The 23,174-nt window shown below is 36.3% G+C and carries 23 protein-coding genes; 15 read left to right on the top strand and 8 right to left on the bottom strand.

Features of this window, described 5'->3' with window-relative positions; genetic code table 11:
* Nucleotides 1–281 precede the first annotated feature (281 nt).
* The 4 genes from ACIQ7N_RS00210 to ACIQ7N_RS00195 form a co-directional block, all read right to left on the bottom strand.
* Nucleotides 282–1,196, bottom strand: a complete 915-nt coding sequence (locus ACIQ7N_RS00210) for a DMT family transporter (RefSeq protein ID WP_402929444.1) — start codon at nt 1,194–1,196, stop codon at nt 282–284.
* Between the two features lie 221 nt (nt 1,197–1,417).
* Nucleotides 1,418–2,668 (bottom strand): glutamate-5-semialdehyde dehydrogenase, encoded by a 1,251-nt coding sequence (locus ACIQ7N_RS00205; RefSeq protein WP_402929443.1) that lies wholly within the window; start codon nt 2,666–2,668, stop codon nt 1,418–1,420.
* A 12-nt stretch (nt 2,669–2,680) separates the two neighbouring features.
* Nucleotides 2,681–3,775, bottom strand: coding sequence for a glutamate 5-kinase (gene proB, locus ACIQ7N_RS00200; RefSeq protein ID WP_402929441.1), 1,095 nt, complete (start codon nt 3,773–3,775; stop codon nt 2,681–2,683).
* A 474-nt stretch (nt 3,776–4,249) separates the two neighbouring features.
* Complete coding sequence (locus tag ACIQ7N_RS00195) at nt 4,250–4,633, bottom strand: sodium:proton antiporter (protein WP_402929439.1); 384 nt, start codon at nt 4,631–4,633, stop codon at nt 4,250–4,252.
* A gap of 286 nt (nt 4,634–4,919) precedes the next feature.
* Here ACIQ7N_RS00195 and ACIQ7N_RS00190 point away from each other — a divergent pair, with 286 nt between their 5' ends.
* Both ACIQ7N_RS00190 and ACIQ7N_RS00185 read left to right on the top strand, forming a co-directional pair.
* A complete protein-coding gene (locus ACIQ7N_RS00190; protein ID WP_248718600.1) occupies nt 4,920–5,543 on the top strand; it encodes a LysE family translocator in 624 nt (207 codons plus the stop codon).
* A gap of 14 nt (nt 5,544–5,557) precedes the next feature.
* On the top strand, nt 5,558–6,355 hold the full coding sequence (locus tag ACIQ7N_RS00185) for a DUF1835 domain-containing protein (protein WP_402929437.1): 798 nt from the start codon (nt 5,558–5,560) through the stop codon (nt 6,353–6,355).
* Nucleotides 6,356–6,491: 136 nt separating this feature from the next.
* Here ACIQ7N_RS00185 and ACIQ7N_RS00180 read toward each other — a convergent pair whose 3' ends face one another.
* Nucleotides 6,492–7,370: a LysR family transcriptional regulator gene (locus ACIQ7N_RS00180; RefSeq protein WP_402929435.1), complete on the bottom strand. Its 879-nt coding sequence runs from the start codon at nt 7,368–7,370 to the stop codon at nt 6,492–6,494.
* A 424-nt stretch (nt 7,371–7,794) separates the two neighbouring features.
* Here ACIQ7N_RS00180 and ACIQ7N_RS00175 point away from each other — a divergent pair, with 424 nt between their 5' ends.
* Both ACIQ7N_RS00175 and brnQ read left to right on the top strand, forming a co-directional pair.
* Nucleotides 7,795–8,547, top strand: coding sequence for an alpha/beta hydrolase (locus ACIQ7N_RS00175; RefSeq protein ID WP_132358820.1), 753 nt, complete (start codon nt 7,795–7,797; stop codon nt 8,545–8,547).
* Nucleotides 8,548–8,769: 222 nt separating this feature from the next.
* A complete protein-coding gene (gene brnQ, locus ACIQ7N_RS00170) occupies nt 8,770–10,128 on the top strand; it encodes a branched-chain amino acid transport system II carrier protein (RefSeq protein ID WP_402929434.1) in 1,359 nt (452 codons plus the stop codon).
* Nucleotides 10,129–10,180: 52 nt separating this feature from the next.
* On the opposite strand, the gene ACIQ7N_RS00165 is transcribed toward brnQ, so the two are convergent.
* A complete protein-coding gene (locus tag ACIQ7N_RS00165) occupies nt 10,181–10,939 on the bottom strand; it encodes an SDR family oxidoreductase (protein WP_402929433.1) in 759 nt (252 codons plus the stop codon).
* Nucleotides 10,940–11,135: 196 nt separating this feature from the next.
* Between ACIQ7N_RS00165 and ACIQ7N_RS00160 the strand changes: the two genes are divergently transcribed.
* A complete protein-coding gene (locus ACIQ7N_RS00160) occupies nt 11,136–11,705 on the top strand; it encodes a TetR/AcrR family transcriptional regulator (protein ID WP_402929432.1) in 570 nt (189 codons plus the stop codon).
* A 367-nt stretch (nt 11,706–12,072) separates the two neighbouring features.
* On the opposite strand, the gene ACIQ7N_RS00155 is transcribed toward ACIQ7N_RS00160, so the two are convergent.
* Together ACIQ7N_RS00155 and ACIQ7N_RS00150 are read right to left on the bottom strand one after the other, a co-directional pair.
* Entirely contained in the window at nt 12,073–13,278 is a 1,206-nt protein-coding gene (locus tag ACIQ7N_RS00155; RefSeq protein WP_402929431.1) for a YhgE/Pip domain-containing protein, read from the bottom strand.
* Nucleotides 13,279–13,333: 55 nt separating this feature from the next.
* Complete coding sequence (locus ACIQ7N_RS00150) at nt 13,334–13,915, bottom strand: TetR/AcrR family transcriptional regulator (protein WP_402929430.1); 582 nt, start codon at nt 13,913–13,915, stop codon at nt 13,334–13,336.
* A gap of 454 nt (nt 13,916–14,369) precedes the next feature.
* Between ACIQ7N_RS00150 and ACIQ7N_RS00145 the strand changes: the two genes are divergently transcribed.
* The 10 genes from ACIQ7N_RS00145 (at nt 14,370) to ACIQ7N_RS00100 (ending at nt 22,493) form a co-directional block, all read left to right on the top strand.
* On the top strand, nt 14,370–14,693 hold the full coding sequence (locus ACIQ7N_RS00145) for a PadR family transcriptional regulator (RefSeq protein ID WP_402929429.1): 324 nt from the start codon (nt 14,370–14,372) through the stop codon (nt 14,691–14,693).
* Nucleotides 14,694–14,935: 242 nt separating this feature from the next.
* Nucleotides 14,936–15,376, top strand: a complete 441-nt coding sequence (locus ACIQ7N_RS00140; RefSeq protein WP_402929915.1) for a DUF2812 domain-containing protein — start codon at nt 14,936–14,938, stop codon at nt 15,374–15,376.
* A gap of 194 nt (nt 15,377–15,570) precedes the next feature.
* On the top strand, nt 15,571–16,101 hold the full coding sequence (locus ACIQ7N_RS00135) for a DUF2812 domain-containing protein (RefSeq protein ID WP_402929428.1): 531 nt from the start codon (nt 15,571–15,573) through the stop codon (nt 16,099–16,101).
* 11 nt (nt 16,102–16,112) lie between these two features.
* A complete protein-coding gene (locus ACIQ7N_RS00130; protein ID WP_402929427.1) occupies nt 16,113–17,018 on the top strand; it encodes an ABC transporter ATP-binding protein in 906 nt (301 codons plus the stop codon).
* The gene (locus ACIQ7N_RS00125) at nt 17,005–18,246 is read left to right on the top strand and encodes an ABC transporter permease (protein WP_402929426.1); all 1,242 of its coding nucleotides are present in this window, start codon (nt 17,005–17,007) and stop codon (nt 18,244–18,246) included. The genes ACIQ7N_RS00130 and ACIQ7N_RS00125 overlap by 14 nt, the downstream gene beginning before the upstream one ends.
* A gap of 489 nt (nt 18,247–18,735) precedes the next feature.
* Nucleotides 18,736–19,908: a toxic anion resistance protein gene (locus tag ACIQ7N_RS00120; protein ID WP_248718614.1), complete on the top strand. Its 1,173-nt coding sequence runs from the start codon at nt 18,736–18,738 to the stop codon at nt 19,906–19,908.
* A 165-nt stretch (nt 19,909–20,073) separates the two neighbouring features.
* Entirely contained in the window at nt 20,074–20,610 is a 537-nt protein-coding gene (locus ACIQ7N_RS00115) for a hypothetical protein (protein ID WP_402929424.1), read from the top strand.
* A gap of 131 nt (nt 20,611–20,741) precedes the next feature.
* On the top strand, nt 20,742–21,647 hold the full coding sequence (gene rarD, locus ACIQ7N_RS00110; RefSeq protein ID WP_402929422.1) for an EamA family transporter RarD: 906 nt from the start codon (nt 20,742–20,744) through the stop codon (nt 21,645–21,647).
* A gap of 168 nt (nt 21,648–21,815) precedes the next feature.
* A complete protein-coding gene (locus ACIQ7N_RS00105) occupies nt 21,816–21,992 on the top strand; it encodes a hypothetical protein (RefSeq protein WP_402929420.1) in 177 nt (58 codons plus the stop codon).
* A 174-nt stretch (nt 21,993–22,166) separates the two neighbouring features.
* Complete coding sequence (locus tag ACIQ7N_RS00100; protein WP_402929418.1) at nt 22,167–22,493, top strand: hypothetical protein; 327 nt, start codon at nt 22,167–22,169, stop codon at nt 22,491–22,493.
* The last annotated feature ends 681 nt before the right edge of the window (nt 22,494–23,174 follow it).

Below are 23,174 nucleotides of genomic sequence, written 5' to 3'. Positions count from 1 at the left end.
ACAGAAAAATTGCTACAGGACGTGGGCTTTCCGTCGCTTTGCGCAATGCATCCGTCGTTTTGTTAGGCCGTACTGTCGCTCTGGTAGGCTAACCACGACTTTGGCAGCTCTATCCGTCGCTATGCGCAATGCATCCGTCGTTCAGCCAGTTCGTACCGTCGCCTTCAATTGTATTCGTCGCTCAGCACGACCGTTCCGTCAAGTACTTAGACTGAGTTCCTTATTTCAGTAGTTGTTTAGATATCACCTGAAAAGGAACCATACCTTCCATCTTTTCACCTTTAAAGGTGGGTGGGGTCCGTAGCTGACGCTTCGCTTCCGCTACGAGGCACACGTTTTTTCTTCGGTACGTAAATTGTATAAAAAATCCCACCAAAAATTAATACAATACCAGCTGTTTGCATGAAGCTCGGCATAAAATCAAGCAATAGCATATCAAGCAATATAGCCACAACTGGGTCAACAAATACTAATACTGAAACTAGAATGGTAGAAAGGCTACGAATACTATCAAAAAATAAATAGTAAACAAATCCTGTATGAATAAAGCCCGTCCCTAAAATATATAGCCAGTTTGTTGTCGTTAAGCTCTCAAATAATGAAAAATTAACAAATGGCAATAGTATGATAATTCCGACTGTGGTTTGGATATATGTTAAGGCATAGGAGCTAAGCTTTGTGATTGTTTTACTTGTGAGCATCGTAAACGCGTAAAACAATGCAGACAGTAATGCCCAAATAAAACCTGATTTCATAAATTCAGAGAGTGACATAAAATTATTTAAACCGATAATGAACATACTGCCTATAAAGCAGGTTACTGTTGCTAGCAATGCTTGAATAGTCATCTTTTCTTTTAAAAACAATGCGCCAAATATTAATACGAATATTGGTGCTAAATTATAGATTGAAATGGCAATGGAAATTGACATTTCTTCAAAGGCTTTAAATAAAAATACCCAGTTTAAGACAATAAAGACACCGCATAGAAGTGTACGTAATATTTCTTTTTTATCCCATATCTCTGTTTTATGACCACCTGTGATCAGCCACAATCCTCCTAAAAAGAGGGTAGCGCAAATACATCTAACAAATACTAGCTCGGTAGCAGGTACGCCAGTATGAACGGTAAAAAATCCAATAGAGCCAAAAAGGGCCATTGATACAGTTAGTTTGATAATCGCTGAAATGTTCATACAAAACCTTCTTTCTATAAAATTATGATAGGGGGAAACTTAACGTTTCGCCCCGTTTTTAAAGTTTTCGCTTAGGTAGAGTTAGTACCTGCTCGGCTAATAGAAGAATCTTCGCAGGTATAGTTTCAAACTGCCTCATCTTGGAGAAGAATCTAAAAATCTTAAGGAAAGAAGGCCGACAGTTGACATACGCTTCCGACTCTTCATTAATAGTTCTACAATTATTCCCGAATTTGGCCGTTACCGTGAATGAAATACTTTGTTGACGTTAATGCTGGTAAACCCATTGGACCTCGAGCGTGTAATTTTTGCGTACTAATGCCGATCTCTGCACCGTAGCCAAATTCAAAACCGTCTGTGAAGCGAGTGGAGGCATTGTGATATACAGCTGCAGCATCCACGCTATTTAAGAACGTATCTGCTACTAACTGATCCTCAGTCATGATGGCTTCAGAGTGGTTCGTGCCGTATTTATTAATGTGTTCGATTGCTTCATAGACGTTTTCCACAATTTTAACGCTGATCTTTAAATCTAAATATTCAGTTGCATAGTCTTCAGCTGTTGCTAGTTGAGCGAATTCAAGAGCTTGACAAACAGTTTCATCACCAATAATTGTCACACCTGCTTGATGCATAGCATTTAGTAGCTGTTTGCCGTGCTCCTTAAACCAATCAGGATGAATAAGTAAGCTTTCCGCTGCATTACAAACCGATGGGCGTTGCGTTTTCGCATTGATACAAATTTTCTCTGTTTTTATGTAATCGGCTGAATGGTCCACATAAATATGACAGTTGCCAGCACCTGTCTCTAGTACTGGTACAGTGGCTTCATTTACTACTAAATCAATAAGTGCTTTTCCGCCACGAGGGATTAATACATCTAAGTATTCTTTTAAATGGAATAATTCTTTAACAGTTTCACGATTCGTATCCTCGATTAATTGTACAGCGTCCACAGGGATAGACGTTTTGCTAAGTGCACGATGTATACTTGCCACAAGTGCTACATTAGAAAATTTGGCAGAAGAGCTACCACGTAAAATGACTGCATTACCTGTTTTCAATGATAATGTTGCCGCATCCACTGTTACATTAGGTCGTGCCTCGTAAATCATCCCGATAACGCCAATTGGCACTTGACGTTTTTCAATCAATAGTCCATTATCTTTTTCTATTCTCTCTAGAAGACTACCTACTGGATCATTTAATTCAACAAGTAACTGAATAGCACTTGACATAGCTTCCACTCGTTCCTTATTTAGCATGATACGATCAAGTGTAGAAGCAGGCATTCCCTGTTTCTCACCATGAGCTAAATCCTTTGCATTTTCAGCAATGATAGTGTCTTGGTCAATGATTAATTGCTCAGCAATTTTTGTGAGAGCCTCATTTTTTTCGCAAGTTGTTTTAATATTTAAAATATAGCTGGCGGCTTTTGCTAGCTTTCCTTTTTGTTGAACTTCACTTGTCATGTGAATTCCTCCTTAATTTGTTTGAATTTTTAGCCATTTATCTCGGTGAATGACCTCAATAGGATAATTCGTTAACTCATCTGTACGTTTTCCCATCGCATGTGCTAACTCTAGGGAAGAATATAAAACCTCACCACGCCCAAGCAGTCCCTTGTCACTGTGGACCTCGACAACGTCTCCATTTTCGAAGTCGCCTTCAACACGGTATACACCAGCGGGTAACAAGCTTTTCCCATTTGCCAATAAGGCATGCTCAGCACCGCTATCTATAAAAATTTTACCAGATACTTCCGTGAGTGCAATCCACTGTTTATTATTTGTTAAAACAGCCAGCGCATCATGCTCAACGTATGTACCATCACCATGTCCTTTCAAGATGTCGACAAGCTTTTTAGCACCGTGCCCAGTCCCAATAAATACTTTGACACCTGCATTTAATGCTGCTCGGGCTGCCAGTAATTTGGATTCCATACCACCTGTACCGACCTTCGAGCCTGCACCGTCTGCAAAACCAAGCATCTCATCTGATACCTCTGTTAAACGATCAATTCGTTTGGCATGTGGGTTTTTAGATGGATTGGCGTTATACAAACCATTGATGTCTGTTAGGATAATGAGCTGATCGGCATGAACAAGGCCACTTACTAGTGCCGATAACATGTCGTTATCACCAAAGGTTAATTCGCTAACAGATACTGTATCGTTTTCGTTAACGATTGGTAGTATGGAGCGCTCAAATAATTCTTCAAATGTAGCATAGGCATTTTTATAGCGCTCCTTTTTTGAAAAATCAGTACGCGTTAATAAAATTTGAGCAGGTACAATATCATAAATGCTAAATAGCGCATTGTAAATTTGAATAAGTAAACTTTGCCCAACTGCTGCCGCAGCCTGCTTTCCTTTTACTGTGACGGGACGAGAAGGGTACCCTAGCTGTTTAAAGCCAGCTGCAACTGCACCTGATGAAACAAGTAATACTTCATGACCGTCTTTTTTTAATTCAGCTATCGCTTGAACATGGTCCATTAAACGTATTTTATCAATTTCACCTTTTGCATTTGTTAAGGAGCTACTCCCAATTTTGACGACGATTCTTTTTCTTTCCATTGCAATACCTCCAATTCGCCATTCCATTTGCATTATGATTTAAACATTAAGATTTGCTAAAAATAAAAAAACCTTTTCATCCTAATAATTAGGACGAAAAGGTTTGCTTTCCGTGGTACCACCTACATTGAACGTCATTGACATTCCACTTCGCTCATAACGCTTGAGACTGCGCCTAGATTAGCTAGGACGTATTACGAAGTAGGTTCTTTAGTCTTTCTTGTGCAATGCCTTACAGCCGATGGGCATCGCTCTCTGATCAAGTAGTTTCTACGTACTAGTCTTCGCCGCTTTTATTTTTATAATTGAATATCTTTTTGAATGATGTCTCATACCTCAAAAAGTAATTGAATAAAGAATGCACTACTTTAACAAGTCTGTCAAGCTAATTAGGAATGTTAATAAAAAGTTTTGAATAAATAAGTAAGTAATACTAAACAATCGAGGTAAGTTGAGAGGGAAGCACAACTTTGTTTAATTGTACCACCAGATTGCGGCTAATAGTGGGAGCATCGCTATAACAATTACGAAAAAGCTCCATAATAATTGCTTTCCTGAAGACATATTTTTAGGTTTTATACTCATTTGTTCATATAGTTCGTTGATGGCGCGTTGTTCTTTAGCATAAAGCATAGTTTGAAATTCATCGTAATCTAGAATATAACTTGAGGGAGGGCGAGGGCTGAAACGTAAACTTCGAATATCATCAGTAATCTCTTTTTCACCCATAAAGTAAGTAATAACTGGCGCTAACCCTGAATTTTGTGTAGCTTGTACCTCGATATCATGTGTTTTCATTTTATAATAGACATTTCCTTGCTCGTCTTCATATTGCTTTACAATATCACTTACTGCCAACGACAAACACCTCTTTCTCCAAAACGATACGACCTTTACGTTATGATAATATCCATTATAATGTATTAAAAGAGAAAAGTGTTGTATAAGCGAGCATAATTGGTTAGATGTTTTTGTGAAAATTGAGAAAAAGAGAATCTTCGTGTAGTATAATGGAAATACAACCACATTATAATAGTTCTTTTCTAAAAGTAATTATTTATTACCGAAAGTCGGGTGTGACATTTTGGTAAAATATATGTTAAGTTATGAGCCTATTTAAAAGTAATGGAAAGAAGGGGTAGTATTGACGTTTTCAACGTTATTGGCGTTTTTAGGAGCAGCAATTATTTTAACATTAATGCCTGGACCAGATAATTTATTTGTTCTTGCGCAAAGTATTACACAGGATAAAAAGGCTGGTATAGCGACATCACTTGGTCTTTGCACAGGTTTGCTCGTTCATATAGGAGCGGCTGTTCTAGGAATCTCAGCGATTATTTATCAATCAACAGTAATTTTTTCTATTGTTAAGTTTGCAGGAGCAGCATATTTATTGTATTTAGCTTGGCAATCGTTTCGCGCGAAAGGTGATCCATTCACACTGGAACAGCAAAATGAACAAGCCTATATGACGTTATATCGAAAAGGCATTTTAATGAATATTTTAAATCCAAAAGTTTCTTTATTTTTCTTAGCACTATTGCCACAGTTTGTAAATCCTTCTAATGGCCATGTAGGTTTACAAATGTTAATTTTGGGTTTTGTATTTTTAGTACAAGCGCTTTTACTATTTTCATTATTTAGCATTTTTGCCGGTAAAGTAAGGGGGATGATTATTGGTAAGCCTGCAATTGCTAAACGATTAAATATGATTCAAGGCGTACTTTTCACTTTTATTGGGATACAAATAGCGCTGAGTAAACAGTAAATTGGGGGATTTTTATGGCAATTTTACATATAACGTTTAGCTTATCTACACAAGGTTCGATAAAGCATGCAATACGACAGCATCATTTACAACGAGATGAATCAGTGCTTAGTGTCAATGAGATTTTCTCGATTGGTCCACTAAGCAGCGCAGTAGAACGAAAAAACTGGTTAGAAGCCTATATCTTTAGGGACAATGAAGAACGTGAGTTGTACGAGGATCTTCAACAAGCATGGAAGAAAAAAATTGCAGCTTTACCGTGCGATGTCGATGTCTGGGTTTGGTACAGCCAAAGTACCCATGAAGAGATTGGGTTACGTCTTGTTATGAGCGAATTGATCAATAAATGTAGTATGGTATATGGGATTGATGCTACAGAGGGTCTAAAGCGTGTACAGCCAAACTTGAGGATTCGTCAATCAGGTGAACTTTCAGCAGATTTGCTCATGAAACTCCGTTCTGAGGCAAAGCGCTTTTCTATTGATGAGTGTCAGCAACTTGCAAAGGAATGGGAAGAGCTGAAACAAAACCATAGTACACTGCGAATTTGGCAAGAAGGAATTGTACATGTAGCGGAAGACGCATTGGATCCAATTATTATGGAATGTGCGGAAAGAGCCCATGCCGAACTAAATGAAGAATGGCTTATACCGATGCGTATCATCGGTGAAACACTTGGTGCAATTGATGACTATTTAAGTGAAGAGTTTGTGGAGAAACGCCTGCTGACCCTTGCAAAGCAGGGGCTTTTTGAGCTTAATGGAGATACGACAGATATGTATTCGTATCAATTAAAATATGTAGTGAAATAAAGTAGCATCTTTACAGTAACCACCTTTCATTTGGAGAAGGTGGTTTATTGTTGTTATCTTTATGGAACGCTCTTCGTAAATAAAAAAAGCGAGTAACCATTGTTACTCACTTGGGTACAATTTTTATGACTAGCCATTACTTTTCGTAAAAATTGAATACAAATTGTTGAAATTGCCTTGCTGAAGGTGGAAGATATCGATTTTCAATCCAAGCCATACCTATTATCCGTTCACAAACCATATCCTCTACACGAATTTTAGCTAATTTATTTGGATTCAAATCTTCATCCACAGGTAGCAACGAGACGCCAAGCCCAGCACCTACAAAACCAGCAACTGTTGATACCTCATCACCTTCAAAAGTAATCTTCGGTTTAATACCTGCAGCGTTTAATAATTTATCAGCTGTACGGCGCAATGCGTAACCCTTTTTCATCAGAACAAAATTCTCATGTTCAAGTTCCTTCATTTTAATGCTCGTCCGGTTAGCGAATGGATGGTCGATCGGCACCATAATAAAAAGCTCATCACGCCACAGCTCCTTCCAGCAAACAGGCGGCTCCGTGTCAATCGATGCAAGTAAACAAAGGTCTAACTCTCCCGCGAGTAATTGCTTAAGCTGAGAATGTGAGTAATTTTGTGTAAAGTGAAAGCGTATATGTGGATGATTCTGACGGAAAGCGCGAATCAAATCAGGTACGATGCTAGTCCCTAGTGTATGTAAAAAACCGAGTGATACATCTCCTAGCTCTGGATTATTGAGCTCCTGTAATTCTAAAACGGCTTTTTCATACTCCTTACGCATACGTTGAACACGATACAAAAAAAGCTCGCCATATCGGTTAAGCATAATCGAACGTCCTTGACGGTCGAACAAGGGTACTCCTAATTCCTCTTCAAGCTTTGAAATCGAACGACTTAATGCCGGTTGAGAAATCGCTAATGTTTCAGCTGCACGAGTCATATGCTCAAGCTTTGCTACTGTGACAAAGTATTCCAATTGCTGCCATTCCATTATTTCACCTCTATTCTCGTTATTTTTGAGTTAACAGCATTATAACGGTAAAAGAGTAGGAAGTATAGGCACATAAAGTGAAACTTTTTCCCACTCATAATTAATCTCCAACAATCGCGCTTTTTGGGCAGTTTATCCCTCACCTAACTTCTTTGAAATCACAAAATTTTGACTTCTTTTTTGCTACAAATAAGTTAGGCCCGTTAATGCTAGAAAAAAGATTTTAAAAACTTTGCCCTTGAAAAATGAAATGTAAAAATAAAAGGTACAAAAAGCGTTATATAACAGTCATTAACCTCACATCGTTAATGCATGAAACACATTAATATGATAAAAACTATAAATTGTACATTATGAATAAAGGGTGTTAAGATAGACACATAAATTACACAATTACAAATTTCCGTGAAGGGGATACTATAAAATGAATTTAACTAAGCCACAACCTCTAACTATTGAGGGAGGCAAAAAAGCCGTACTATTATTGCATGGATTCACAGGTAGCACAAAAGATGTGAAAAAGCTAGGAGAATTTTTATCAAAACGTGGTTATACGGTTCATGCACCGATTTATAGTGGGCATGGTGTAGAACCAGAAGCGTTACTTGAAACAAGACCAGAAGACTGGTGGAACGATGTTGTGGAAGGTTATAACTTCTTAAAAAGTAAAGGCTATGAGGAAATTGCTGTAGCAGGGATTTCACTTGGCGGTGTATTTTCTTTAAAAGTAGCGGAGACGTTTCCAGTTAAAGCAGTTGTTGCAATGTGTGCACCTATAACACGCGACAATTCTAAAGGTTTATTTACCCGACTTTATCATTACGCTCGTTTATATAAACATTTTGAAAATAAATCAAAAGATCAAATTATTTCTGAATTACATGAACTACGTATTACACCAAAGGATTCATTAGACGGTGTTACACGTTTAACTACAGAAACACGCGATGAATTATCTACAATTAAAGCACCTACATTAGTATTACAAGGTTCATTAGATGATGAACTTTATCAAGAAAGTGCACCATTCATTTTAGATACTGTAGAAACTGATGATAAAGAGATTATTTGGTATGAAAATTCTGGTCATATTATAACTTTAGATAAAGAACGTGAAAAAGTGTATGAGGACGTATACAAGTTTTTAGATCACATAGATTGGTCTGTAGCAAACTAAGGAGCTGTCAGCAGACAGCTCTTTTTAGTTTTCTCTATTTACCCCCGAAAGAAGTCCTCATTTCCACGTGAAGGTGTATGACAGCACCAGTGAAAAGTTTAAAAGGAAAAAACAACTATTGTTTTTTAAATAAATGCTATGTTAATATAGTGGAATTGTAATGAGAAATCTCTTCATATAAATTGTATGCAATGGTTAAATACATCTAAGGAGTACATCAAAATGCAACAGAAAATACCTTTTTCAACATATGCAGTCATTGGTACAATGCTTTTCGGACTGTATTTTGGAGCAGGCAATCTTATTTTTCCAATTCAGCTTGGACAATTAGCAGGGACTAACTTTTGGTTTGGCTTAATTGGATTTTTAGTAACAGCTATCGGTTTACCGTTTTTAGGCATTTTAGCTATCGGTTTATCAGGTAGCAACGGTTTGCGTGACTTAGCGAGCCGTGTTCACCCATTATTCGGCGTCATCTTTTCATTAGCTCTTTATTTAACGATTGGTCCTTTTTTTGCGATTCCACGTACAGCGACAGTTCCGTTTGTTGTTGGCTTTGAACCATATATACAAGCGGAGCATACAACACTTTTACTTGCTTTATTTAGCTTCGTATTTTTTGCCATCGTTTTTTATTTCTCATTGAATCCAGCGAAAATTATGGATTATATCGGAAAATATTTAACACCAGCATTTTTGATTGTGTTATTTATTTTAATTATTATTAGTATTGTAAAACCGATGGGCCATTTCCAGCAGCCAATCGGAGATTATATTGATTCGGCATTTATGACAGGCTTTAAAGAAGGCTATAACACAATGGATGCTTTAGCCTCATTAGCTTTTGGTATCGTTGTAATTAACGCAATTAAAAGCGCAGGAATATCAGATAGAAAGGAAATTGCTAAAGCAACGTGGAAATCTGGTATTTTCGCCATGGCATTAATGACGTTAATATACGGTTTAATAACGTATATGGGGGCATCGAGTATTGAAGCTATTGGTACATTTGATAACGGTGGCTTAATATTTGCCGCAGTGGCAGATCACTATTTTGGATCATACGGAGCTATTTTATTAGCAGTTATAATTGTCCTTGCTTGTTTAAAGACAAGTATTGGCTTAATCACATCTTGTAGTGAATTTTTCCACGAAGTGTTCCCGAAATTAAGCTATAAATGGTTTGTTTTTTTATTGTGCGTTGTGTCATTTACAATCGCCAACTTCGGATTAACGAATATTATTAAGTTTGCTATTCCAGTGCTGATGTTCTTATATCCGCTAGCAATTGTCTTAATTATCCTTGCATTATGCTCATCACTATTTAAAAATAAGCAAACAGTATATGCGATTGCTATGATTTTTACAATTTTTATTAGTGTAATTGATGGTTATAAAGCGTTAGTAGGTAGCATTCCTGCAGCGAAATTGGGTATTTTTGATGCGATTGAAAAAGCTTATTCCAACTTATTACCTTTTTATGACATGGGCTTAGGATGGATATTACCAGCGTTAATTGGTGCTTTTATAGGATGCTTATTCCCAGCAAGAAGAGCGGATGAAAATTTAAATATAAAATAATCAAAAGCACGCACAATGGATTTTATGTGCGTGCTTTTTCGTATGGTGAAGCTTAGTAAGCTGTCCAGCCACCATCTACAGTAATTACTTGTCCGTTGACAAAACTTGCTTCATCTGAGCCAAGGAATATAGCGAGCTGAGCAATTTCCTCAGGTTGTCCTGCACGTGGGTTAATAGCTAAACCTAGTGCTTGGCGAGCTGCACCTGTTTGACTCACATTTGTCATGGAAGAGGCAATGTTTGTGATCACTGCACCTGGAGCGATACCATTACAGCGAATATTTTTATCTGCATACATAAATGCTGTATTTTTTGTTAGACCAACAACAGCATGCTTAGAAGCAGTGTAGGCAGCCCCAGCACGAGCGCCATATAAACCACCAGCAGAGATATTGTTTACAATGACTCCATGTCCTTGAGCAAGGAAAATCTCTGTTGCCATACGCATCGAACGCATTACGGCAGTTGTATTCACCGCGAATACTTTGTCCCAACGTTCATCAGAAACTTCACCGACTGGCTCCATGCCATCCATAATACCTGCATTATTCACTAGAATATCTAATTTGCCATAAGCATTTTTTGTTTCATCAAATAAGCGTTGTAGGTCTTCTGTTGAGGCAACATTCGTTTGAATAGCGAACGCTGAGCCACCAGCTGCTTGGATACCCGCAACAACTGCTTGTGCACCTTCTAAATTTAAGTCAGAAACTACGACCTTTGCTCCTTCTTTGGCATAGCCCTCTGCAATGGCTTTACCCATACCTGACGCTGCACCTGTTACGATGGCTACTTTATCGTCTAATCTCATCTCAAAAACCTCCTATAATTTATGTTCTTTCACCAGCGTTTGTTCCAGTGATTTCGAGGATATAAAATGTTAAATATTGAACATGTGTTCATTAAAATAATATAATAATTTTGTAAGCGATTTCAATGCGCAAAATACTAGAAACTGTTCAGTAATCAACACATCTAAAAAATCTGTTTAGTAAGGGGGAAAAAATTTGAGCGCTAACGATTTAAGAGTTGTCAAAACGAAGCAAGCATTACATAATGCTTTACTAACGTTATTGAGTGAGAAGCCTTTAGAAAACATTACAATCGCAGAAATTTGTCGGGTCGCAAAGGTAAATAGGGGTACCTTCTACTTGCACTATGAGCAAAAGGAAGGCCTATTTGAGGAATACTTTCAGGAAATTATGAGGGATTTGAATAATTCCTATGAAGAACCGTACCGTGCAGTAACAACATTGGATAAAAACCAAATAGATCCAAATACTATTCGTATTTTTCATCATATTGAGCGTTTTAAAATGTTCTATCGTATTGTTTTTTCCAAGAATGTGCCGCTGACATACTATTACATGTTATTTGATGGAATTTTTGCTCTGCTAAAAAGAGATATCGCACTCCATAATAAAGTACATGATGAGATATCGATTGAGTATTATAGTGCGTACCAAGCAAACGCAATCATTGGCCTAATCATTCAATGGTATCGTCAAGATTTTGTAGATAGTGTAAGTACCTTAAATAAACAACTTGCCGGTATTTTACAAATTGGTGAAAAGTGATGAAGGGTTGATTAGAAGTGTAGAATAAATAGGCGAATATCACTCATTTGTCAAAACTATTTGAATTAAGGTGTCATATTAATGTACAGCTCTTTTGCAAAACGAGGGGTCGATTTCCGTTCGGACTGAACGCTTTGGTTTTAGCCTTCGTTCATCTATATCGCTAATCTCCAAGGAGTCGCTCAGTCTCCACTCCAATCAAGCACTTCGCAAAATAGTGTCTTCTTATATTGATGGGCAAGCCTGGAACGAAAATCATCTTCATTTTAGCTCTATAATATACATAATGATACCCTTTACCATTTTATTTTTAACTCTAAAAGCGATGTACTAATTCGTTCATTAGTACATCGCTTTTTTGACCAAATTATTGAACAGTAGCAGGGACTATCTGCTCGCGTTCGCTTTGTACTTTTGATTTTTTAAAAGCAACGACGATAGTAGAAATGGTTAATGTTACAGCAATGATCATTCCTAACGAGCTACAATCACTCATTAAATTATCAGTGCTTCCACCAAAAATAATGGTGAAATAGCCATCAGCTCCATAAGTAGCTGGAAGAAGCGACGCTAGTTTATTGTAAAAATCAGATAGCATCGCTTGTGGGACTAGGGCACCTGAAGTAACAAGCTGCATAGAAAGAGCGCAAATATTAAAAATCATACCCAGATTACCAAAAATGATGATAAAGGCTTGTGCTAGGCAGAGGAAAGCCCAGAACATTAATGCTTGCAAAAGATAAACTGATAAAAAATTTACTTGACTTGAAATGTTAAATAGATGCATTAAGGCAATCGTTAATAGTGGAAGGGCAAAGGCAACACCAATATTAATAAGCTGTCTTGCTAGGAACAATTGCCACTTCGAAATTGTATCTTGTACAAGTTGTGCAGCCTGCTGATGCTGCATAATCATGACCATTGCACCAACAAATGACGAAATAATAACCATCAATGGCACAAAATTTGCAGCAAACTCTTCAACATTATTCGTTTTAATAATAGTAGAATTTATCGCACGATCCTTTACACTCATAATTGTGGTAGCAACGGCTGCGTTAATTTGCTCAGTATTTTGTTCCATTGGAAGCTGTGAGAACTTTTGAGAAAATGCTTCAATGGTTTTGCCCTGTTGTAAAGGATAAATATTATGGTTAATTTCCTCAGTTACTTGTTTGGCTATTCCATCCATCATGTTTTTTGCGATACTAGCATTCGCTTGATTAATAGCGTAAATTATTTCAGCCTCTTTACCAGCTTGTAATTGACTCGTAAAATCGCTTGGAATATGGATAATCATATGGATATCACGTCGATTTAATGCTTGCTCAGCTTTGTCAAGAGAAGTGTAATTTTCTAATGTGAAAGGTAGTGTGGCTGTTATTTCATTTACTACTTGATGCCCCATCTCTGTATCTTCACTAATTAGTCCAATCTTTAAATTGTCTGTTCGGTCATTGATACCATCATAGGCGGTCATCCATACGGAAAAGAAAATGATCTGAAATGCAATTGTGATGACGATGCCAATATAAGTTTCTTGAACTTTAAATAAAGCATGTAAACCATTCATAAATAAACCTCCGATATAAGTAAGTACTTACTTGCATTGATGGGGAAAATTTTTTCTAGGGAGTCAATCCCCTAGAAAAAATTGAAACACTTGTTTTTAATAATTCTTCAGATGGCATATGAGAAACATTTGTTCCTAAGCGTGCACGTGACATGAAATGACCAAAATTAACAGCAATAAGAGATAACGCTGCTGCTTCAAAATCAATCTCTCTCATTTTCCCTCTTTCATGCATTTCCTGAAAATAATGAATAAGCTCGTTTTTAATATGCAATGGGATATTAGCAATCTCTTCATTAATCTCAGGAAACTGCATGGCTTCTTTAAAGCCGATCATGACAAAGTCTTTAATAGACATTAAAAAGTTAAAATGCTTGATAGAGAAGTTTAGTAAATCCGTTTCCAAATCCCATGTAACATTTTTATTGATCTCTTGCTGTAAAAGAGGGAAATAGGAAAATTGCTCAATAATGGCTTTCAAAATACCACGCTTGTTTCCGAAGTGGCGAAAAATTGTTACTTCATTGACCCCTGCTAATTCAGCAATAGCTTTCGTTGTTGCCGCAGTATAGCCCTTCTCACTAATGAGTTGTAAAGCTGCTTCAGTGATTCGTTCTACGGTGCTTTTTGTTGACAATAGCGTTCTTCCTTTCGTGCAAGTAATTACTTACATGCTAGCATATACCAATTTCATACGCAATATAAATATTGAAGGACAGGCGAAATCAGGAAACGTTTAGATAACCAGATTGCCTTGTTGATGCCAAGAACTGCTGAAATGTTCGGGTATCCAGGAAACGCGAAGAGAATCAAAATACTCACATATTGCTTCACTACGCACACGAAAAGCTAGCAAGTGTCGCGCCACACCCGCTGAATAGAGGAACTCAGTCTAAGAACGTCACACCCTGTGGCAACGACTGAGTGACCAATGTCGTGTTGGCTAAAAGCTTCCGAAAGCAAATATGCGGGAGTATAATTGAATAACTTTTTATGGAAAAAATAATGTTGACAACTATATCGTCAGCTGATATATTTTAATTGTATCAGCTGGCGATATATTGTTGGACGATATAAAAAGGGGGATTTGTATGACGCAAGAGCATCAGCCATTAACAGAAGGCGTTTATTATATTTTATTAGCTTTATTTGATGCAAGACATGGTTACGGCATCATGCAATTGGTAGAGGAAATGAGTGATGGTCGTGTTCGGCTTGGAGCGGGGACGATTTATGGAGCTATCAAAACTTTACTCGAGCGAGGATGGATTGAGGCACTAGACGGTGATGGACGAAAAAAGGAGTACATCATTACAGAGAGTGGAAAAAAAGTCGTTGAATACGAAATTTTGAGATTAAGGGAACTTTTTGACAACGGCATCCGTATAACGAAGGAGTATGGAACAAATGAATAAATATCGATTGGCTGTTAACCCGTATGATATTGAGAAATGGGTTAACGATATGGCAAGACAAGGTTGGCATTTAACTTCTTTCAGCAGAAATTCCCCACCTCTAAAGGTGGTGAGATGATTTCTGATTTAGGCTGTTTTTCAGAAGATGCCCAAACACTAACTGAAAGAAGGTTCTTTGTGCAAGCACAAAGCCGATTCCGGACGCAATTATGCCGAGGCATAATTGATAATAGTTAGCTTGGATACGTTTTACATTCGAACGTGGAGAACCAGGTAGCTATATTTATCGGCATGATGAATTAGAGCGCTACGGTGCTTCGTATGAAGACGAATACTTTGAATTTCTGAGGTCCTCAGGAATTGAACAGGTAGATCGTTCTGGCAATCTCGTCTTCTTTAGGAAACTAGCAAATGATGGACCTTTTGAACTTTACTCTGATAAGAAAAATAAAATTAATAAGCTATCCCAAAGGATTTCCGTGCTACTATCGCTTATCCTTCTTAATTTGGCTATAGGACTAATTGGTCTAAGTGGGGTTTTTTCAACACACGCAATTGACTGGATGAAATTATCAATGAATATCACTAATATTCTTGTAGTCGTGTTTTTTTCTATTCCATTATTAAAACTTGTTCGTGTGCGCAATAAATTGAAGAAGGATTTGGATCTGTTTACAGATTAGTATAGGAGACTGTTCAATTTTGCAATAATGCCAATTAGAAAGTTACATAAGTATGGGATTTCGTATTTGCCCTCATAATTATTTTCTGGGAAATCAGAAAAAACAATCAATAGTTATAAAATTATTATCAAAGCGCATATTTAACCAGGAGTTCGCATCAGTTTTATACGATTAAAGATTGGAGGTGGGACTTTATGAAAAAAAGAGTGTATCGTTTTTTTCTTGATTATGAAAAGGAAGAAGCATGGGTAAATGATATGGCGGAACAAGGTTGGCATCTAAAGCGTACAATGGTGGGATATTTTATTTTTGAAAAAGGGGAACCTGGTCAATATATTTATCGCAATGAACTAGTCAAAGGCAAAAACCAGGATTACTATGATTTTTTAGACACGATGAATATTGAGTTTGTTTCAAAATTTGGCGTATGGGCTTATTACCGGAAAAAGAAATCAGAAGGTCCATTTGAATTATTTTCAGATAGTTCTTCGAAAATAAAGTATTTAAAATCAATAAGTCGTCTTTTTATATCCGTCGCATTTCTTAATCTATTAATTGGATTTATTAATCTTTATATTGGACTTGGTGAATCAACAGAAAGATTCTTAAATACGGGATTATCATTCTTAAATTTTGTAGTCGTAATAATTCTGTGTATGCAAATTTTGAAGGTTGAAAGACGTAAAAAAGGACTACAGCAGGAATTACATATATTTGAAGCATAGGAGGGAAAAGGATGACATTACAATTAGAGCGTGTCACAAAAAAATACAAAGACTTCACAGCAGTGGACAACTTAAATTTCACCATTGAAAAAGGGGAGATTTTTGGGCTGATTGGACAAAACGGAGCGGGTAAAACAACGACGTTCCGAATGATTCTAGATTTACAGGAGACAACGGCAGGTACAATTACGTGGGATGGCAAACCCGTTAATGCCATCAACCGTGATGTACTTGGCTATTTACCAGAGGAACGAGGCATTTTTCCGACGATGAAGGTAGAGGATCAGCTTTACTTTTTTGGCGAGCTACGTGGCATGAAGAAATCGGTGTTAAAGAAGGAGATTGATTATTGGATTAACCGCTTTGAGCTCGAAGAAAGACGGAAAGATAAGGCTGAAACGTTGTCAAAAGGGAACCAGCAAAAAGTACAACTGATTGCTAGCTTTATTCATAAACCGCAGTTCTTAATACTAGACGAACCATTCAGTGGACTTGATCCTGTGAATAAAGATTTACTGAAAGATGCAATATTGCATTTAAAAGAACAGGGCACAACGATTTTGTTCTCTAGTCACCAGATGGATAATGTTGAGGAGCTATGCGATCATCTTTGTCTATTAAAACGAGGAGTCTCTCTGTTTTCAGGTAGTCTACTAGATTTAAAGAAACAATACGGAAAAACTAGATTGGCAGTACGTACAGAATGGTCGACAACTCAATTGTTGACGCTTGAGGGAGTCAAAGATGTCCGAGTGGAGAAAGAGCAAACGGTGCTCACTCTAGAGGATGAGAGCTATGCACAAAGCATTTTCGAGAAGCTTTCCAACGGTAAATATATAGAAAAATTCAGCTTAGACTATTTATCGTTAGATGAAATCTTTAAAGATAAGGTAGGTGGCAACGTTGTCGAAGTTTAATTTGTTAATGAAACAGCTTTACACATCAAAAATAAAATCAAAATCCTTTGTTGTAATGACATGCATTTATATACTTGGGATGTCTGTTGCAGTTTTCTGGTCAGATATTAAAGAGCTTTTTACGGGTGATGATCAAGCGCAACAAATTGCAATTGTCAACGAAACGACAGCTGATTTAAGTGGTCTCTTTGTATCGAATGGCGATATGAAATTTATACAAAATGAATCGAATATATCAGAGCTAGAGAAAAAGGTCAAAGACGAAAAGCTAGATGCCATCGTTAAAATAACAGATCAAGATGGACAGCTACATGCTGAAATTGCCACTTTCACTCCGTTGAAATTAAATGATCAAGGTTCGATAAATTCGATTCTTCAACTTGCTGGTCAAAATTATGCTGTACAACAGTTATCATTAACGCCAGAACAAGCAACTCAAATTATGGATGCCAAAACGATTATTACTGATAAAAACTTAAATACAGAGTCTACAGGTGGTAAAAGCGAAGAAGAAAAACAATCAGGACAATTTGTATCTTATGCAGTAGGTATTTTAATTTATTTCTTTATTTCTACATTCCTATCTATGATTACAACGGAAATTGCGACTGAAAAAGGTTCACGTGCAATGGAAATGCTACTAGTAAGTGTAAAACCAGCTACCCATTTTAAAGCAAAAATTGCTGGTGTATTATTACTCGCATTAACACAGATGGGTATTATTATAGTTGTCTTCCTAATCTATGCGAAATTTGCGAAAAACGGTGTTATTTGGGATATGGCATCTAGTATCGTTAGTGAATTATCGATTAGTTATGTGATATATGCCGTGCTATTCTTACTATTAACAATTATTCTTTATTTAATTGTTGGTGCATTATTCGGCTCTTTAGTGTCTAAAGTTGAAGAAGCAGGTCAAGTATTAATGCCAGCCATGATGATTACATTAATTGGTTTCTATGTTATGTTATCGGGAATGGGGAATCCGGATACTCTTATCATTAAGATATTCTCTTATATTCCATTTACATCTGGGATGATTATGCCGATGCGTATCGGGGCTACTGATATTGGCGTAATGGTACCACTTCTATCGTTAGGTATTTTAATAGCGACAATTATTGTTGCTTATTTATTCAGTATTTCATTCTATAAACGCAGCGTACTAACATATAGTTCAGGTGGCGTTATTAAGAAAATTAAAACGGTCCTAAAAGTGACTACATGATGATGAAAGCAGCTATACTAAGTAGCTGCTTTTTTCATCGTTATGGTGCTCAGTCGGAGCAGGAATCAACCCTATGTCATGAGGTAAGTCCTAAAATACACTAGTGTTAGAAAACTATGTAAAACATTTCGTGGTTTCAGTCGAATTTCCAAATGAAACAAGCTATAATTTAATAGGGTATAGTTTTGTTATTCAAGAATGATTGAAGATTAAAAAAATCACCTAGTCAACGCCTAGCGATACAAGAGGAGAGAGAACAGTTCTTTGTGAAACATGAGCAGCAGCTACCTATGCGTAAATGAGTTGACAAAATCTTAAATGATCTTGAGCAATTAAAGCTTTTTGTCAATAGTTCTAATACATCTTATTAGCTTTCAACATCATAGGGGTTCAATGACCCTTATTTTGTAAAACTTGACTAAAATGAAACTTTTTCAGCTTGGAATCGTATGTAAATAAAAGAGATAAATCGCAGGGGGTAAAACTTTTATGTCTGAATTCGACAACGACCTATTAAAATCAAAGGATCCATTTGCATCAGAAAATCCATTACTACAACCTAATCCATTATTGCAGGTGGAGCAAGAGCCAAAAAAACCAGTACTTGTTTCTGAGCAGGAGCTATCACAAATCGCTCAAAATCAACTTGCTTTAAAGCAAGATCCTGAGGTTCATGCATTAGCACAAAAAATTGATGTGAAAGACCAAATTGCTATGCTAGAGCTTGGAAAAGAAACTGCGAATGGTATTTCTACTTTTTCAGATAAAATGCTAGCCACGATGAAAACAAGCAAGCTTGAGGAATCAAGTGTATTATTAAATAATTTAAATAGAATTATGGATAAATTTGATCCTCAAGATTTTGAAGAGGATAAAAAAGGTGGCTTCCTTACGAAGCTGTTTAATAAAGGAAAGGAACAACTAGAAAAGTTTCTATCCAAATATGACAGCATGAACAAGGAAGTGGATGTCATTTTCCGCGAGGTTCAAAAATACGAGGGTGAAATGAAACGTAATACCATTGATCTTGAAAATTTATATGATCAAAACTTAAATTACTTCCAAACTTTAAGTAAATTTATCGCGGCAATTGAAGTGAAAACAGATGAAGTACGTTCATCCTTACCAGCACTTGAGCAAAAAGCACAAACTGGTGATCAGTTAGCGGCAATGGAATATGAAACGATGGTACGTGCCGTTGATTTACTAGAACAGCGTCGTTATGACTTAGAAATGGCGCAACAAGTTTCATTCCAATCTGCTCCACAAATTCGATTAATGCAGCAAGGGAATAACCATTTAATTGCTAAAATTAACTCTGCGTTTGTGACGACAATTCCTATATTTAAGCAAGGGCTTATCCATGCGGTGACGTTAAAACGCCAAAAGCTTATTTCAGATTCAATGAGTGAATTAGACCGTCGTACAAATGAAATGCTTGTACGAAATGCAGAAAATATTAGTAAAAATAGTGTTAATATCGCGCGTGCGGCTGGAAGCCCAAGCATTAAAATCGAAACAATTGAAACGACATGGCAAACAATTATGTCTGGTATTCAAGAAACGAAGCAAATTCAAGCAGAAACAGCAAGAAATCGAGAGGAAGGCCGTAAACGTATCGAACGTCTGCAGCTTGAATATGAAAAACTGAAAAAAATGTAATCGTAAAGCTTCTTGCATCTTACTTTGCAAGAAGCTTTTTTTGACAAAATAGAAATTCCTCATTATGATAAGGTAAATGAGAATGATTATCAAAGAAGAGGGAAGAGGAAAGATGCTAAACAATGCAATTCGATTACATAAAATAATCAATCATGGGGTTAAAAGATGATGAGCAAAATGAATCCTACTTCATTATCATGTGAACGTTTAAAGGATGGAGCGCTAGCAATCAATACGACAGAAAACCTAATGCTCGTGTTAAAAAGTCGCTACCAAGAATTAATGCAAATAGAAGAGCTATACAATGCCATGAATATAGATTTAGATGAAAAGCACATTATTTTAGAGCAAGAGAGAAAAGTGTTAAAGAAGAAAAATATTGAGCTTGTGGAAGACATGCAAAAAATAAAGCAGCAAAACACCGTCTTACAAAAAAAGCTAACAGAATATAATTGTGTCGTAAATGAGCTAAAGGAGATTCGCCGACAAAATACAAAGCTATTAATTGAATTAAGTAAATATACTGCTCTGTCAAAGGAATCTCTGTCAGGTCCTTTAAAATCTATGATTCGCGATATGCGAGAGCAGGGAGTTGGCATTAAAGAAATCCACATTCGCATAAAACGACAAATTAATCCTGATATTAGCTATAGTACGGTACGCAAATATATTTCTGAGCTTGAATCTGAAATGAAAGAGTAACTTTGTTCATGTCAATTTATTAAAACTTGGCATTTACAGTTCCCAATCAAAGTCCTATAATAAGTCTATTCTTTAAATGGTAATATTAAGAATGTCGTATAGATTTATATGGAGTAGGAGAGTTAGAGGCAATGTCAAATGAGAAAAAAGGGGTTTTGGCGGCATTTTTAGCCTATGCTTTTTGGGGTGCATTTCCGCTTTATTGGAAATTGCTTGAGCATGTCCCTAGTATGGAAATTTTATTATCGCGTGTCATTTGGTCCTTCGTCTTTACAGTACTAGCAGTAATATTATTTGGAATGCGCAAAGATCTTATCGCAGACTTAAAATATTTGTGGTCACACCAAAAGCATTTTTGGCAGCTTGCAGGAGCTTCCTTTGTTATTTCAATGAACTGGTATTTATATATTTGGGCAGTTACCCATAACCACTTAATTGAAACGAGCTTAGGCTATTATATTAATCCTTTACTGTCAGTTATTTTTGGCATTATTTTCTTTAAAGAAGCACTTAGTCGTGCGCAATGGGCAGCTACCGGAATTGCCTTTATCGCTGTAATTATTTTAACGATTAATTATGGGTCAATCCCATGGGTAGCACTTCTTATTGCTTTATCCTTCGCCATTTACGGTGTACTGAAAAAGAAAATTAAGCTTGATGCGACAAGAGGTCTAGCTATTGAAACGTTATTTATTGTACCGTTTGCATTAGGCTACTATATTTACCTTTTTACAACGAATCAAGCATCATTTTTACATGTTAATGTGACAACTGACATCCTCATGATTGTCAGTGGTATCGTGACAGCAGTGCCATTAATTTTATTTGCAAAAGGTGCACAAAATATTCCACTCTATTTATTAGGCTTTATTCAATACGTATCGCCAACAATAGTATTAATTTTAGGAATTGTACTTTATAAAGAACCGTTTAGTCAAATAGAGCTATTAGCATTTAGCATTATTTGGGCAGCGTTACTACTATTTTCAGGCTCGAAAATCATTGAAACGAGAAGGGCTCATCAGAAATCTGCTTAAAAAAAGGACTTGTAGAAATTTTCTACAGGTCTTTTTTTCATGGATTAATATATTTTGGGGGATTTTAAGAGGATCCTGCTAAACATTACCATATAACGATGAAATATTTGTATGGTAATATATTTTTGGTATTTTAAACTAGGAAATCATACAAATAAGGAGATTCAAATGAATCACCCATATAAAAAGTATGAAACCACAGAATTATGGCACATTTTTTCCGAAACTATAGGAGAACTAGTAGCTAATCAAGATATAGAAGAAATGACAAGTAGAGAATATATAGTTGGTTATTTTTGTGCAAAACTAAGTCATATGGAAGAAGATGAAGCACAGAACGGATAGTTATATAGAAAAGAAATATTCAATGACGGCTTTAGTTATATTGCTGGGAAAGATACAGGGGGTATTCTAAATAAAAAATTTACCAAAAGATAAAGCATCAAGAGCGTATAATCGCATTGTCAAAAAAGCCAATCTATATGATGTTTTTTTTATGAAAAATAAAGCGATTAATATATGACGAATGCTTTGAAACTACCATTTACTCCTAGGGAAATATCAAGTGCCTCTATTTATATTGGGCTATTATACTCAGAATTAAAAATGTATAAAGAGGCTTCCCATAATTTTCATAAAGGAATGACTATCGTAGAGTGTGAAGAATTTCAATACAGCCCCCATTTTAAAAAAATTATAAAAGTTTTTATGAAGAATGGTGACTTGGAAAATGCAACTTTCTGGCTAGATAATTTAAATAATAGAATATGGTACGATAAAAAATTTAAAAAATTAGGTCGTAATAGTTCTTATGTAAAGAAGAAAAAAATGGATAGTAGTACATGAAGATGAAGGCTTTGGTCAAGGGGTCTATTCTATGGAGCACTTTGGTTAGATAAATTACCTTATTAGGTTACTAAAATAATAATTTACCTATTGCTTGGAACAGTCTGCTTAATTGTTGGTTTGTCCATTTATAGGTAATCAGATTTCCTCTATTGTTAGACAAAAATAAGCAACTTTACTTTTTTGTCAACATATAGTAATATAACGTCAATCAATTAGATAACAATGATGAATATTATAAATTAATGAGAGGTGCTTTTGATGAGTGCGGTAGGTTCTAAATAGGAACAACTTAATGAAATAAATGGAATGACGACAGGGGATTTAGTCATAAAAGTGACCCCTTATTTAGTCATGGATTTATTTCGATACCTATGAAGATACCTACAATACTTTATAAAGCGTGTAATGCTCTGGAAAATACTTCCGTGTTAATAGCGGCTAGAGGAACTCCGTCTAAAAAGGCAACGTCCTATGGCAACGGAGTGACCAACATCGTGTTGGCCTAAAGCCTGCAAACGCAATTATGCCGACGCATAATGGATTGAAGTTTTTTTCGCGATGCTTTTTTACACATGCCTTGTAATGTAAAAGCTGTGGGATCCCCACAGCTTTTTTCTCTTTTTTAATTGCATAAAAAATCATTGCTATCTAGTGAGTAGGTATCTTCATGAATGATTA

The sequence above is a fragment of the Lysinibacillus sp. NPDC095746 genome (genome assembly GCF_044763535.1).
Lineage (GTDB): Bacteria > Bacillota > Bacilli > Bacillales_A > Planococcaceae > Lysinibacillus.
Note: the sequence above shows the minus strand (reverse complement) of the source record. Positions and strands in the feature narration are given on the sequence as shown.